The organism is Pedobacter glucosidilyticus DSM 23534 (genome assembly GCF_000425145.1).
Taxonomy (GTDB): Bacteria; Bacteroidota; Bacteroidia; order Sphingobacteriales; family Sphingobacteriaceae; genus Pseudopedobacter; species Pseudopedobacter glucosidilyticus.
This window is the reverse complement of the sequence record NZ_KE384314.1, coordinates 47,507-63,286: the sequence shown is the minus strand read 5'-3', so window position 1 is coordinate 63,286 and position 15,780 is coordinate 47,507. Positions and strand designations below refer to the sequence as shown.

The 15,780-nt window shown below is 35.0% G+C and carries 10 protein-coding genes; 9 read left to right on the top strand and 1 reads right to left on the bottom strand.

Features of this window, described 5'->3' with window-relative positions; all coding sequences use genetic code 11:
- Positions 1-9: 9 nt before the first annotated feature.
- From H510_RS0116835 to H510_RS0116815, 5 genes are all read left to right on the top strand, one after another.
- Positions 10-453: a DinB family protein gene (locus H510_RS0116835; RefSeq protein ID WP_026905381.1), complete on the top strand. Its 444-nt coding sequence runs from the start codon at positions 10-12 to the stop codon at positions 451-453.
- Between the two features lie 133 nt (positions 454-586).
- On the top strand, positions 587-1,441 hold the full coding sequence (locus tag H510_RS0116830) for a glycerophosphodiester phosphodiesterase (protein WP_026905380.1): 855 nt from the start codon (positions 587-589) through the stop codon (positions 1,439-1,441).
- Positions 1,442-1,463: 22 nt separating this feature from the next.
- Positions 1,464-2,798, top strand: a complete 1,335-nt coding sequence (gene glpT, locus H510_RS0116825) for a glycerol-3-phosphate transporter (protein WP_026905379.1) — start codon at positions 1,464-1,466, stop codon at positions 2,796-2,798.
- 284 nt (positions 2,799-3,082) lie between these two features.
- Positions 3,083-5,896, top strand: a complete 2,814-nt coding sequence (locus tag H510_RS0116820) for a phospholipase D-like domain-containing protein (RefSeq protein WP_211226598.1) — start codon at positions 3,083-3,085, stop codon at positions 5,894-5,896.
- A gap of 87 nt (positions 5,897-5,983) precedes the next feature.
- Entirely contained in the window at positions 5,984-7,372 is a 1,389-nt protein-coding gene (locus H510_RS0116815; protein ID WP_026905377.1) for a Gfo/Idh/MocA family protein, read from the top strand.
- 75 nt (positions 7,373-7,447) lie between these two features.
- Here the strand turns inward: H510_RS0116815 and H510_RS0116810 are convergent, their stop codons facing one another.
- On the bottom strand, positions 7,448-8,212 hold the full coding sequence (locus tag H510_RS0116810) for a DeoR/GlpR family DNA-binding transcription regulator (RefSeq protein ID WP_026905376.1): 765 nt from the start codon (positions 8,210-8,212) through the stop codon (positions 7,448-7,450).
- Between the two features lie 190 nt (positions 8,213-8,402).
- Between H510_RS0116810 and H510_RS19290 the strand changes: the two genes are divergently transcribed.
- From H510_RS19290 to H510_RS0116790, 4 genes are all read left to right on the top strand, one after another.
- Positions 8,403-10,016: a glycerol-3-phosphate dehydrogenase/oxidase gene (locus tag H510_RS19290; protein WP_051291366.1), complete on the top strand. Its 1,614-nt coding sequence runs from the start codon at positions 8,403-8,405 to the stop codon at positions 10,014-10,016.
- Positions 10,017-10,020: 4 nt separating this feature from the next.
- Positions 10,021-11,511 (top strand): glycerol kinase GlpK, encoded by a 1,491-nt coding sequence (gene glpK, locus H510_RS0116800; protein WP_026905375.1) that lies wholly within the window; start codon positions 10,021-10,023, stop codon positions 11,509-11,511.
- A 60-nt stretch (positions 11,512-11,571) separates the two neighbouring features.
- On the top strand, positions 11,572-12,300 hold the full coding sequence (locus H510_RS0116795; protein WP_026905374.1) for an MIP/aquaporin family protein: 729 nt from the start codon (positions 11,572-11,574) through the stop codon (positions 12,298-12,300).
- A gap of 225 nt (positions 12,301-12,525) precedes the next feature.
- Complete coding sequence (locus H510_RS0116790; RefSeq protein ID WP_051291364.1) at positions 12,526-15,768, top strand: SusC/RagA family TonB-linked outer membrane protein; 3,243 nt, start codon at positions 12,526-12,528, stop codon at positions 15,766-15,768.
- The last annotated feature ends 12 nt before the right edge of the window (positions 15,769-15,780 follow it).

Genomic DNA, 15,780 nt, shown 5'->3' with positions numbered 1-15,780 from the left:
TTCGATTTTATGAAATCCTTTTTTAAAGAATTATTTGATTATAATAATTACGCCAATACAAAATTAGAGAGTGTCTATAATGAACATCCTGATAAGCTTTCTGAAAAAGCTATTAAACTTTATAGCCACATATTAAATGCACACCATATATGGAATAAAAGAATAAAGTCTCAAGTTACTAGCTTTGGTGTTTGGGATGTTCATTTGCTTGTTGATTTACCAAATATTAATGCTGTAAACTATCAGCAAACTTTACAAATTATAGAGGATTTCGACCTTAGTATTGTCCTCAATTACAAAACAAGTAATGGAATAGAATTTAATAGTAGTGTATGCGATATCTTGTTTCATGTCATCAATCATTCTAATTACCACAGAGCGCAAATTGCAACAGAATTTAAATCAATAGGCTTAGAGCCTATTAATACCGATTATATTTTTTATAAACGGTAGTTATTATTAGGCATTTCATATTAGAGCTATTATTAAATAATCATTATCTTTTTGTTTTCTTTTTGTTTTTATTTATTATTTTATTTTTTTATTTGTTTCTTTTTGTTTAGCATTGTATATACAATTTAAATAAATGAGAAATTTAGTATTAGCTTTATTATTGATTTTTTCTAACCTTGTTAGCATGGCACAGGCAAATTTTGATAAACAAGGGCACCGTGGAAGTAGAGGGTTAATGCCAGAAAATACTATTCCGGCCATGAAATTAGCACTCGATTATGGTGTTACTTTAGAAATGGATATTGCTATCAGTAAAGATAAAAAGGTATTAGTTTCTCATGATCCCTATATTTCTGATGTATTTGCTTTAGATCAAAATGGTAAGGAAATACCTAAAGGAAAAGGTTTAAAGCTTTATCAAATGAACTACGCAGAAATAAAAACTTACGATGTAGGTTCTAAATTTCATCCTTTATTTCCAGAGCAAAAGAAACTGAAAGTAAATATCCCACTTCTTGAGGATTTAATTGACGCTTCTGAGGCTTATGCTAAAGAAAAAGGCTATCCGGCACCTCATTATAATATGGAAACCAAGATTACTCCAAAAGGTGATGGAGAATTACACCCAGCACCAGAGGAGTTTGTGAAGCGTTTAATGAAAGTCATAAAGAAAAAAGGCATAATAGATAGATTAATTATACAATCTTTTGATCCTCGCTCTTTAGAAATCGTTCATCAAAAATATCCGCAAGTAAAAACTGCTTATTTGGTTTCTAAAGGGTCTCTAGAAAATCATCTTAAAGATTTAAGCTTTAAGCCTGCTATTTATAGTCCTGCTTACAAATTGGTAACAAAAGAAATGATAGAGGCTTGTAAAAAGCAAGGTATAAAAGTAATACCTTGGACAGTTAATACCAAAGAAGAGATAGAAAAGTTAAAAGCTTTAGGTGTTGATGGTATTATATCCGATTATCCAAACTTATTTTAATAGCTAATTATCTTTAAGATACATGAAATTATCTTTTTTAGACCCGGCAAAGCATCAACCTCTTATACAAGAACAAAAAATAGACCCAACCTATAAACAGTTAAGGTGGAAGGTTTTTTTAGGGATTTTTATTGGCTATGCAGGTTACTATTTAGTTAGGAAAAATTTCTCTTTGGCTATACCTAACTTAATTGAGCAGGGCTATTCTAAAGGAGATTTAGGTTTAGCATTATCAGGAGTTTCTATTGCTTACGGAATGAGTAAGTTTTTGATGGGTAACGTATCAGACCGAAGTGATGCCCGCAAATTTCTAGCTCTTGGGCTGATGTTATCTGCCTTTACCATGATTTTGATGGGCTTTTTTCCTTTTGCTACAAGCTCTATCGCTATCATGTTTACCTTATTGTTTCTTAATGGGTGGTTTCAAGGAATGGGTTGGCCGGCATGCGGACGCGTGATGGTACATTGGTTTTCTAAGAAAGAAAGAGGAGTTAAAATGTCCATTTGGAATGTTGCGCATAATGTAGGGGGAGGTCTTATTGGGCCTTTAGCCATTTTAGGTTTAGCTATTTTTAACGATTGGCATAGCAATTTCTATTTCCCAGGTTTTATTGCATTGGCAATTGCCATACTTGCATATATTTTAGTAAGAGATACACCACAATCTTGTGGTTTGCCACCTATTGAGATTTATAAAAATGAAGGAGAGGCTTCTCCGGAAGCGGAAAGAGAACTCAGCGCCAAGCGTATTTTTTTAGATTATGTGCTTTTTAACAAAGCTTTATGGTTTATAGCTATAGCCAATGTTTTTGTTTATCTGGTAAGGTATGGTGTATTAGATTGGGCACCAACTTATTTAAAGGAAGTAAAAGGTTTTTCTATGTCTGAGTCTGGCTGGGCATATTTTGCTTATGAATATGCTGGTATTCCGGGAACCTTGCTTTGCGGTTGGTTAAGCGATAAGGTTTTTAATGGTAGAAGAGTGCCAGCAACCATTGTTTTTATGTTTTTTGTATTGGTAGCTGTATTGGTTTACTGGAAAAACCCGCCCGGAAACCCGATGATAGATAATATTTCTTTGATTGTAATAGGGTTTCTTATTTATGGCCCGGTGATGTTAATAGGTGTGCAGGCCTTAGACTTGGTGCCTAAAAAAGCAGCAGGTACAGCCGCAGGTTTTACAGGCTTGTTTGGATACTTAGGTGGTTCTGTATTTGCCAATATTGCTATAGGTTACATTGTGGATGCTTGGGGTTGGGACGGAGGTTTTTACGTTTTGGTAATGGCTTGCGTTTTAACCATATTCTTAAGCTTATTAACTTGGAAAGATGAAATTAAACGATTATCAACGATATAATTTTTAATGTAAAGCTAAAGAAAATGTAAACCGCAAAATTAGATTTTACATCTTTTATTGGCTTGGTAGCTGGATTACATACTCATATTAGGAAATAACAATTAACACATATTACTTATAAGGTTTCTTGAGGGCTAAAAACCCTTGAGGGTCCTTTATTATGTCTAAAATTCAGAAGCAATTATCTGTATAAACAATTGTAAATCAAAATATTATATAATTAAATGAAGAATATGATAAGAAAATTACTACTAAAAACTAGTGTGTTATTCATGATGTTTAGCATGATGAATTCAGCCCTAAAAGCACAGGTTAATATTACATTTCCAGAGGTGCTTTTTACCAATGCATCTACTATTGCTAGAGAAGGTACTTCTACCGTTATCTTGGATAGGTTAATTTCTCTGGTTGATAACACACCCGCCGGAGAGCAAATTAGGATATCTATTTATCTGATTAATTATCAGCCTTTGATGGATGCATTAAAGAATGCAGAAACTAGAGGAGTGAATATCAAAATATTGGTAGATATGAGTAGATCTGATAGTCAAGAAACCAATGCTACATCTTTACCATGGTTGCAAACAAATTTAGCTGCATCTGAGGTAGTATCTACCGTTAACGATGTAAGTACGCTTTCTATCAACCATCATAAGTATGCTTTATTTTCTAAAGTAAATACAAATGCTGGTTTAGTAAGTAATGTTACATTTCAGACATCGCACAACTTTACTTCTTCTGATGCTAGAAAAGTTCAAGATGCTATAACATTTAATCATGCGGGTATCTACAATGCTTTTTTAAATAATTGGCAAGTGATGCGTAATAATGCTGCTTCAGGAATGAAAAACAATTTCAACTATGATGTTTTTGAGGATGTGGCTAATGGCTTAAGAGCCGAATTTTTTCCAAAGATTTCTGGTGGTAGCTTTATTGGGCAGGATAACGTTTTAGAAAATTTAAATGCTATTACAGATGTAGCAAATGCTAAAATTAGAATTGCCATGTCTGATTGGTCTGATTTAAGAGTTGCTATAGCTGATAAATTAATTGCTCTTAAAAATCAAGGGGCAACTATAGAAGTTTACGCAAAAGATGCAGCAGGAACTCAGGTACAATCAAAATTAAGACAGTTGCAACAATTAGGCGCAACAGTAAGGATATTTAACCTAGAAAGTGGTAGCGATGCTAAATTTAATATCCATGCTAAAATCATGCTGATAGAAGGTACCTGGAAAGGCCAGGCTAATTCAAAAGTGATTATTACAGGTTCTCATAATTATACAGACCCGGCACTAAAAGCTAATAATGAGGTATTGGTTTACTTGTTAAATTCTCCGTTATTTAATCAATACCATAATTATTTTGAGGGGTTAAAAACTGTTGTTCCATCAGTTCAATTATTAGCTTGGGATTTAAATGCTATTGCAAGTGCAGACCAATTTTCTGAGTATCCTACAACATATTCATCGGGTATGTTAAGCTCAAAAATAACAAGAGGGAGTGGCCTTTTGTACTTTGCACTTTCTAAAGGTTTTTCATCAGTTAAAGTAGATTTAGGTTCGGGTATACTAACTACTACTTTAAATGAGGCTAAAGATAGAAATGAGTATTATGAGTTTTCAATAAAGCCATTGCCCGGGAAATCTATTTCTTTATCAGAGATTTCTGCCAAGATTAGAAGAACTGCAAATGGTGCAACAAAAATGCAATGGACTTATATTTTAAATGGAGGACCTGTTACTAATGTTGGTTCAGAAATTAATGTCAATACCACTAGTACTGGGTATTATTTAGACCCCATTAATGTAAGTAATATTGTTTATTTGCAAGATATCAGACCTGATGAATTAGTAAAAATAAGGTTGTATATATATGGCGAAGGTACCAGAGCTGGAACTTTTGCTTTTGGACAAAGTTCCACAACTGATGTAAACGTACTCTCCATTAGAGGAGATTTAGCTAATATTTCTGATGATAATTTACTCATCAGTTGGGGGGCTAATGCTTTAAGTGGAGAAACGGCTTCTTTTACTTCAACTACTCGTTCTAGCGCTATTGCTTCTTCAAGTATGATTAGAGGCGGCGGTTTAGAAGCATCTTCCTTATCAAAAGGTTTTAGTTCTAGAACAAATGCAAACCTAAATTTTGCAATTGTTACAGATAAAACCAGTGCTATTGCCAATAATAGTTATGTAGAGTTTGATGTTAATGTACTAGCCAATTATAAAGTTTCTATTAAGACCATTTATGCTAAGTTAAGACGGTCTAGTGCTGGCGCTAGAAATTATATTATCCAATACAGCATTAATGGAGGTACTTTTTTAGATGTAAGCCCAACCATAGCTTTCTCAAATACTTTTGCTGGAGGTATTTCACAAGACCCTATAGATATATCTGGTATAGCTGCTTTACAAAATATTGAAGGCGCTAAAAATATCAAATTCAGAATTTATTCTTGGGGTTATACATCTACGGGTGGCTCTTTTGCTTTTGGTTTATCAGAAACATCTTCTGATGATGTATTTACCATTGCAGGCACAGCTGTATCAACATCATTACCGGTAGTCTTAAATAAATTTGAAGTAGTTAAACAAGCCACACAAGTAAACTTAAATTGGAGCACATCATCAGAAAAAAACAATTCCCATTTTAAAATTTTAAAATCAAGCGATGCTAAAAACTGGATTTTACTGAGCACTATACAGGGTCAAGGGACAAAAGATGGGATTTCTATATACAACTATACAGATATAAATCCTGAAATAGGAAACAATTATTATCAACTTAAACAGGTAGATTTTAATGGTGATGCTACATTATCTGAAATCAAAGTTGTAAATTATGGTTTGTTAACCAATGAGTTAAAGGCTTATGCCGATGATGTTAAAGTGATAGCTTTTATAAATCAACAAGAGGTAGATGAAGGTTATTTAAGTATTTTCGACATATCAGGGAAGCAACTTTTGTCAGAAAAGGTAAAATTAAGTTCGGGCTTAAATAAGATAATATTACCTATCAATTTAGTTAAAGGTGTGTATGTATTAAGGTTAGATAAATTACAGGAAAATTATACAATAAAATTTATAGCAATCTAAATTCTAAATAAGAATCTTTCTTAGTCATAATAATTTTTTTTATTTTTATTTAAGCTAACTTTTAAAAAAAATTATAAAACCTAATTCATGAATCGTAGAAATCTATTAAAAACAATAAGCATCTCTTTGGGTGCTTCAGTGATCAGCACAGAGGTTATTGCAAAATTGGCTAATGATTCTTTTTTGTATAACAGCAAGCCAAATTTATTACATAAGCCTCTTAGTAAGGCAGTAACAGCCATTACCATTGGGGCTGGCAACAGAGGTACAGTTTATGGTAATTTTGCAGCTAAATTTCCAGATCAATTAGATATTATTGGTGTAGCAGAGCCAAACAGTTTTAGAAATCAGAAATACGCAAAACAACATCAAATAGCAGATAAAAATAGATTTAAGACTTGGGAAGATGTTTTTAAACAACCCAAGTTTGCTGATGCTGTTATCATCTCTACCCCAGACGATTTACATTATGCACCTTGTATGAAAGCCCTAGAAATGGGTTATGATATTTTACTTGAAAAGCCTATTGCACCAACAGAAAAAGAATGCAGAGCTATCTTAAGTTTGGCTAAAAAGAAGGGTAGAATTGTTGCAGTTTGTCATGTGTTGAGGTATGCACCTTATTTTGTTAAAATGAGAGATTTGATAGCGCAGGGAGCTATTGGTGAGGTAGTGAGCATTCAGCACTTTGAGCCAATAGAACATACACACATGGCACATTCTTACGTAAGAGGTAATTGGCATAATGCAAAGCAAACAACACCTATTATTTTGGCAAAATCTTGCCATGATTTAGATATCATTAAATGGATTATTAATAAACCAAGTCAAAAAATAGTTGCCATGGGCGATTTGAAATGGTTTAAAAAGGAAAATGCACCGGAAGGAAGTACTGCCCGTTGTACGGATGGTTGTAAGGTAGAAAGAGAATGCCCTTATTCTGCTATAAAAGAGTACTACGAAAAGAGGAAAAGATTAGGTGTTTTAGATTTACCTGAGGATAAAACTAAACACGCAGATGTGATTATGGAACGTTTAAAGACTACCAATTATGGCAGGTGTGTTTACCGTATGGAGAACGACCAGCCAGATCATTATGTTACCAGTATCCAGTTTGCTGATAGTGTTACGGCAAGTTTCTCTATGGAAGCTTTCACATCATACCACGGAAGAAGAACCCGTATTATGGGAACTATGGGAGATATGGTTGGCGATATGGAAGAATTAGTTGTAAGTGACTTTAGAACAGGTAAATCGGTTAAATTTATACCTAAAGTAGAAGATGTTGAGGGTTATAAAAACAGTGGTCATGGTGGTGGCGATTGGCTTTTGGTTAAAGATTTTGTGCAAGCCGTAGGTCAGCAAAATGCTAGTATTTTAACTTCTACTATTGATGAATCTATCGAAAGCCATATCATGAGTTTTATGGCCGAAGAAAGTAGAAAAACCGGTAAGATAATGGATATTAAGATTTAAATTTAGTTTGGAGATGTATAACCACAGCGCTTCTCTTTTTAGGAGGGCGCTGTTTTTTTTATTTCTGATAAATAATTAAACAACAGTAACATGTATACCCATACTTTCTAAAGCCTGTAAAGTTGAAGCAGATATACCGCTATCTGTAATGATATGGTCTATTTCATCAATTGGACAAATTTTGCCAAACCCTCTTTTACCAAATTTTGTAGAATCGGCCAAAACAATGGTTTTTTGGGCAACTTTTATCATTTCTCTGTTTAACTGAGCTTCCATAGAACTGGTTGTGGTTAAACCAAATTCTAAATCAATACCATCAACACCTAAAAAAAGCTTATTACAGAAAAAATCTTTTAAAATGGTTTCTGCATAAGAACCCGTAACAGATGAAGAACTTTTTCTTAATAAACCACCCAATTGCATAACTTCAATGTTTTGGTGCCTAGTTAATTCTAGCGCCACGTTTAAAGCTGCTGTAACAACTGTAAGATGCATGTTTGCAGGAATAGCCCTTGCTAAAGCTAAAACAGTAGTGCCAGATGCAATAATTAAAGCATCGTTCTCCTGTATCGTTGCTGCTGCAGTTGATGCAATTTTAACCTTCTCCAGAGATTGAATTTTCTCTTTTTCATTAACAGGCCTATCTATAGTGTATGGGTTCTGTAATGTTGCTCCACCATGCGTTTTGAAGAGTAAGTTTTTTTCCTCTAGTAACTTTAAATCTTTTCTAATCGTTACAGGAGATACATCAAGTTCTTTACACAAATCTACTACGGCTATATACTCTTCTTTTTGAAGTTTATTCAAAATAAACTGATGGCGTTCTGCAATATTTATCATTACACTAATTTTTTGATTTTCTAAGGTAATAATTAAATATAAAAAGAAAATGTTTTATAGGTTATCAAAATATTTTCTAATCTCTTTTCAATGCATTAAGGTTTTCTTTTTATTTTTATTTGTTCTTTTTTATTTCGATTTATTTTCTTATAATTGTTTAGTGTTTCGATTTACTTTCGATTTTTAAATTATGGATAGCAATAGAGAAGGCCAAGTAAAAGAATTAGAAAAAGATATACAGTGGGATATTGTGGTGATAGGAGGTGGTGCAACTGGTTTAGGTTGTGCTGTTGATGCTGCTTCAAGAGGTTTTAAAACCTTATTAGTGGAGCAATCTGATTTTGCAAAGGGAACCTCAAGTAGAAGTACCAAATTGGTGCATGGCGGTGTTAGGTATCTGGCAGCCGGAGATGTGGCATTGGTATACGAGGCTTTAAGAGAAAGAGGTTTGTTATTAAGGAATGCAGCTCACTTGGTTAAAAAACAACCTTTTATTATACCATGTTTTAGTGTTTTTGAGCAGCTTAAATATGTAGTAGGTTTAAAACTTTACGATTGGTTATCCGGAAGGTTTAGCTTTGGATCATCAACTATCTTAAATAAAAAAAGTGTAGAGAAAGCTTTGCCAGGTTTAGATAGTACGAAGTTAAGAGGTGGTGTAGAGTATTATGATGGTCAGTTTGATGATGCCCGCTTAGCAGTAAACATGGCGCAAACCGCCATAGAACAAGGCGCTACTGTACTTAATTATATGAAGGTAGAGGGCTTGCTTAAATCTGGTTCTAAGGTTAATGGTATTGCTGTAAGAGATTTAGAGACGCAAATTACTTATAATATTAAAGCCAAAGCTGTAATAAATGCTACAGGAGTTTTTGTTGATGATATTTTAAGTATGGATAAACCAGGCTCAAAAGCTTTGGTAAGACCTAGTCAGGGTGTGCATATCGTGTTAGATAAATCTTTTATGCCTGCTGATGCTGCCTTAATGATTCCAGAAACTTCTGATGGTAGGGTACTCTTTGCAGTGCCATGGCATAACTATCTAGTAGTAGGTACAACAGATACACCGCTAGATAAAAACAGCCTCGAGCCAAAAGCACTACAACAAGAAATAGATTTTATTTTACAAACGGCAGCGCTATATCTGGCTAAAAAGCCAACCGAGAAAGATGTATTAAGCGTTTTTGCGGGCTTAAGACCTTTAGCTGCGCCAACAAAAAATACAGGTAAAACAAAAGAAATATCTAGAAGTCATAAGCTTATTGTAAGTGATACTGGCTTGGTAACCATTACCGGTGGCAAATGGACTACCTACCGTAAAATGGCAGAAGATACCATCAATCAAGTCATTCAGGTTGCTCAATTATCAAAAGCAGATTGTAAAACAGAAGCCTTAGCTATCCACGGAAGTACAACCCAGAAACTTGGTAATCATTTAGATTTTTACGGTCTTGATGCGGTATATATTCAGAATCTTATGAAGCAAGATTCAAGTTTAAAAGCTTTGCTACATCCTAAATTCCCACATTATTTAGCAGAAATAGTTTGGGTTACTAAAAACGAGATGGCCCGCACCGTAGAAGATGTATTGGCTAGAAGATTGCGTATTTTATTTGTTGATGCGCAAGCGGCTATAGAAATGGCTCCTAAAGTTGCAGATTTAATGGCATCGGTTTTAAACCAAAATGAAGAATGGAAAGCCCAACAAATAAGCAATTTTATAACTTTAGCTAAGCAGTATTTATTAAACAAGCATCCGGTAACGCCAGCTTATAAAGAAGACCAATTATTAACTAAAGCTTGATATCATGAGTAAATACATTTTGTCTTTAGACCAAGGAACATCAAGTTCAAGAGCAATCATTTTTAATGATGAAGGCAAGCAACTGGCTGTTGCTCAAAAAGAATTTACGCAAATATATCCACAAAGTGGCTGGGTAGAGCATGATGCTATGGAGATATGGAGCTCGCAAATAGGTGTGGCAACAGAAGCTGTTATCAAAGCCAGAATTTCTCCGCAAGATGTTGCTTGTATTGGTATCACCAATCAAAGAGAAACTACCATCGTTTGGCATAAACAAACCGGCGAGCCTATTTGTAATGCTATAGTTTGGCAGGATAGAAGAACAGCTTCTTTTTGTGATGAGCTAAAAGCAGCTGGTAAAGAACCATTGATTAAGGAAAAAACCGGTTTAATGGTTGATGCCTACTTCTCTGCTACCAAATTAAAATGGATTTTAGACAACGTTGAAGGTGCAAGAGCAGAAGCCAATGCAGGAAACTTACTTTTTGGTACAGTAGATAGTTGGTTGGTATGGAAACTTACTGGTGGAAAAGTTCATATTACCGATGTGAGTAATGCATCAAGAACAATGCTTTTCAATATCCATACTTTAAATTGGGATGACGAATTGTTAAGCATTTTTGATATTCCAAAATCGGTTTTGCCAGAAGTTAAATCATCAAGTGAAGTTTATGGAGAAACGGCTGGAGCTATATTTTCTGCTAAAATTCCAATCGCAGGTATAGCGGGCGACCAGCAAGCGGCACTTTTTGGGCAGCTTTGTACACAAGCGGGTATGGTGAAAAATACCTATGGTACAGGTTGTTTTATGCTGATGAATACCGGTAACAAACCTGTAATGTCTAAAAATAATTTGGTTACTACCGTAGCTTGGAAGATAAACAACGAAGTTCATTATGCTTTAGAAGGCAGTATCTTCATGGCTGGCGCTATTGTACAATGGTTAAGAGATGGTTTAGGGATTATTAAAACATCTTCAGAAATTGATGATTTGGCTAATGCTTGTGAAGATAACGGAGGTGTTGTGTTAGTTCCTGCCTTTACTGGTTTAGGCGCTCCACATTGGAATCCTTATGCTAAAGGAACAATTTTTGGCTTAAGCCGAGGGACTAAATCATCGCATATTGCGAGAGCAGCTTTAGAAAGTATAGCCTATCAAACCATGGATGTTTTAAAAGCTATGGAAGCCGATGCAGATTTTGCCATTAAAGAACTACGTGTGGATGGTGGTGCTACCGTAAATAATTTATTAATGCAGTATCAGGCAGATGTTTTGGATACATCTGTTATAAGGCCTAAGGCAGCAGAGTTAACTGCTATTGGTGCAGCCTATTTAGCAGGTTTGGCGGTTGGTGTTTGGGCTAATATAGAAGAAATAAAGAAGCAGTGGGAAGTAGATCAAATTTTTGAGCCAGCCCATACAACACAGGTTCAAAATAACATTAAGCAATGGAAAAAAGCTGTTCAGGCAGTTAACCATTGGACAACTTTATAAAATAAATGCACCCAGTCTAGAAAAGGTGCATCACCAATTATAAACTAAAATAAAGAAAACATGAATCAGTATGTAGCCGAGTTTTTGGGTACATTTTTCCTGATTTTATTGGGAAATGGTGTTGTAGCCAATGTAGTGCTCAATAAAACAAAAGGACAAAATTCTGGCTGGATAGTAATTACTACTGGTTGGGCCTTAGCTGTTTTTGTAGGAGTTGTTATTGCAGGGCCTCATAGTGGTGCGCATCTAAATCCTGCTGTAAGTGTAGCTTTGGCTGTTGCCGATAAATTTGCTTGGGCAGAAGTTCCTGCTTATGCATTATCACAACTATTAGGAGCGGCAGCTGGTTCCTTAATGGTATGGTTTTTTTATCATGATCATTTCAAAAGCACAGACGATATTAGCCTTAGAGCTGCTTGTTTTTATACACAACCTGCCATTTTAAACAAAGGCATAAACTTCATGAATGAAGTGGTAGGAACGTTTGTACTCATCTTTACCATTTTTTATTTTACTGATGCCGAATTGGCAAATCCTAAAACAATAGTGGGTTTGGGCTCTCTTGGTGCTATACCTGTTGCTTTTTTAGTTTGGGCAATTGGATTATCATTAGGAGGCACAACCGGGTACGCTATAAATCCGGTAAGAGATTTAGGGCCACGTATTGTTTTCTTTTTCATCAATAAAGGAAAAGCCGGTGTATGCCAGTGGTCTTATTCATGGATACCCATTATAGGACCCTTAGTTGGAGCAGTTTTGGCTGCTTTATTATTTACACTACTCTCATAAATAATCATAACAAATACTTAACATTAGAATAACCCATTAATAACATTTAATTGCTCTATTTGTGCCGCTTAACAACAAAAGGAAACAATAAAAAATAAATTGTAAATAATATGATGTTTTTAAATGTTTTTATTTTTAAATTTAATAAACAAAACAACTTCATAATTTTATTATCGAAGTTAAGCCTAAAATTAAACAACTAGTTGAAAATCAATTTTTTAAATAATGAATGAGAAATGTTTACCCCGCTTAAAGAAAGTGGTAAAAGCAAAAGGTTTAGGCCTTTTATTTCTATCCTTTTTTTTAATTATTTTTAATACGTTAAGTGTTTTTGCCCAAACGGCACAAATAACGGTTAAAGGAAAACTTCTAGGCGATGATGACGGTCAGCCTATTATTGGTGTGATTATAACCGATAATAATAAGAAGAATTTAGGTACAACCAACTTCGATGGTGAGTTTTCTATAAACATACCAAAAAACACTACAGTTACTTTTTCTTACATAGGCTATGATCCTACAACAAGGACGTTTGCAAATAGCCAAAGCAACTTATCTATCAGATTAAAAGTTGCTACTACTGCTTTAAACGAAGTTGTTGTAACGGCTTTAGGTATTAAAAGGGAAGAGAAAGCCTTGGGGTATGCTGTTACAACAGTTCAAGGCGAACAGCTAACAGATGCTGTTTCCAATAACTGGACAGATGCATTATCTGGTAAAGTAGCGGGTTTAAACTTAGTAAGATCTAATAGTGGTCCTGCTGGTTCTAATAAAATTATCCTTCGTGGAGAAAACAACTTAACAGGAGATAACGAAGCTTTAATTGTTGTTGATGGGGTTGTGATTAACCAAGGTACAGGTAGGCGTACTGCTAACGCTGGCGAAAGTGCTTATGGTACAGGAAGTGATAATATGCCTGCGGATTATGGTAGCGGTCTAAATGATATCAATCCGGAAGATATAGAAAGTGTTTCTGTTCTGAAAGGACCGGGTGCGGCTGCTTTATACGGGCAAAGAGGAGCCAATGGTGCTATTATCATTACTACAAAATCTGGAAGTGCTAAAAGAAAAGGTTTAGGAGTTACATTTAATTCAAACGTGGCTTTTGAGAGCGGTAATCGCTGGCCAGACTTACAATACGAATACGGTCAAGGTACTGGTGGTGCCAATTATTATTCTTTTGGCGCTGGGCCAGATGGGCCAAGTACCAGCGGAACAAGTTCGGCATACGGACCAAGATTTGACGGACAAATGTTTTTTCAGTATGACCCAGTAACACAAGCTAGAGGTACAGAAAGAACTCCATGGGTACCTTATCCTGGTAAATTAAACGATTTTTTTGATGTAGGTCAGACTTTTACCAATTCAGTTAGTTTAGATGGCGGAACGGATAAAACTACCGCTCGCTTTTCTGTTACTAATGTTAAAAACACTTGGATAACACCCAACACTGGATATGATCGTAATTCCGTAGCTTTATCCGTAAGCTCTAAAATAAATCCAAAACTTCAAGTTACCTCTAAAGTAAACTATACAAACAGAAATAGTGATAATTTACCAGGTGCTGGTTATGGTAACCAATCTTTAATGTATTGGTATATATTTTGGCAGCCAAGTGCTGATCCAGACTGGTTAAGAAATTATTGGAGAAACGGTGAAGTTGGAAGACGTATTCAATATCCATTTAGTTCTTTCCCAGAAAACCCTTATGCTATTTCTTACGAGTTCATCAACAAATCAGACAGAAATACTTTAACAGGAAATATCCAAGCTACCTATAATTTCACCAAAAACTTAAGCTTAATGGTGAGAACTTCCTTAGATATGGGATACGAGAGAAGAGCGCAAGAGCGCCCTTACGATGCAGGAACTAGATTACCAAAAGGATCTTATAGATTCCAAAACATTTATTCGCAGGAAGCAAGTAGTGATTTCTTATTAAGATATACGAAGAAATTTAAAAAAGATTTCGAGATAACTGCAACTGCCGGAGGTAGTGTGCTTAAAAACATCTATAATAGAGATGAGATTAGAGCCGATTCTTTAAACCAGCCAGGTGTTTATACCATAGCTAATAGCGCTGGACCTTTAGCAACCTTTCCATTTAAAAGTCAATACAATATCAACAGCTTTTATGGATTATTTTCTGGTGTTTACAAAGACTTCCTTTATCTTGATTTAACTGCAAGAACAGATTGGAACAGTGTATTAGCTACTCCAAATCGTACTGATAATGTAAACTTTAACTACCCATCAGCCAGTTTAAGCTTTTTAGCTTCTGAATTATTAAAACTTCCAAAAATTATAGATTTTGCTAAATTTAGAGTATCAGCTTCTGGGGTTGGTAGTGGTTCTACTACACCTTATAGAACTTCTTATAATTATGAAATTGCAGGAAGTGGCTTATATCCAGGCGGAGCTTTAAATAATCCTACACTTTTGCCTAATCCTAATTTAAGACCTTTAAGAACAACGACTTACGAATACGGTGCTGACTTTAGGCTCTTTAAAAACCGTTTAAATTTTGATGTTGCTTATTACTATGGTAATACTAAAGATCAAATCTTAACCCGTGTAGTAGATCGTTCAATAGGCTATAATCAGGTTCTTGTGAATCTTGGTAAAGTAACCAATAGAGGTTTTGAGCTAGCAGTTAACGGTACACCAATTAGTACAAAATCTGGGTTTAAATGGACTTCTTATTTCACTTTCTCCTCAAACAGAAACAGGGTTGAAGAATTGGGAGATAGCTCTGTAGTGTTAAGAAACGGACCAGTTGGTGGAGGCCAAATTGTAGTAAAAGTTGGTGGTAGCATGGGTGATTTATATGGAAGAGGTTACCAACGAGCTCCAGACGGACAAGTAATTTACGATGAGCAAACAGGTTTTGCAAAAATAAGTGATGAGGTAGTATATCTAGGAAACACCATCCCGAAGTTTAGAACAAGTTTAGGGAACGAGTTTAGATATAAGCAATTTAGATTTAATGCCTTATTTGATGCTCAAATTGGAGGTGTAGCTCACTCATTAAGTCATTATAAATTGGTTGAGCAAGGTAAACTAACCAAAACATTACCAGGTAGATATAGTGGTATCATAGGAAATGGTGTTATTCAAAATGCTGATGGAACATTTCGTCCTAATGACGTCATTACTTTCGATGTTGATGGTTATTACAGATCACACATGGGTATCGATAACGCAGAGGGAAGTACTTTTAGAACAGATTTCTTGAAATTTAGAGAAGCCAGATTGGATTACACGCTCACCCCTAAACTTGTTAGAAAATTAGGCATGCAAAGGGCTTCAATAGGGGTTTATGGACGTAACTTGTTTATATGGTCTCCATGGCCAATATTCGACCCAGAATTTGGTACGCTTGCCGGTACTGATATTGTGCAAGGTTTTGAAACTGCTCAGTTTCCATCAACAAGAACCTACGGTGTAAACTTAGTTATAGGACTTTAATCAAAACATAGA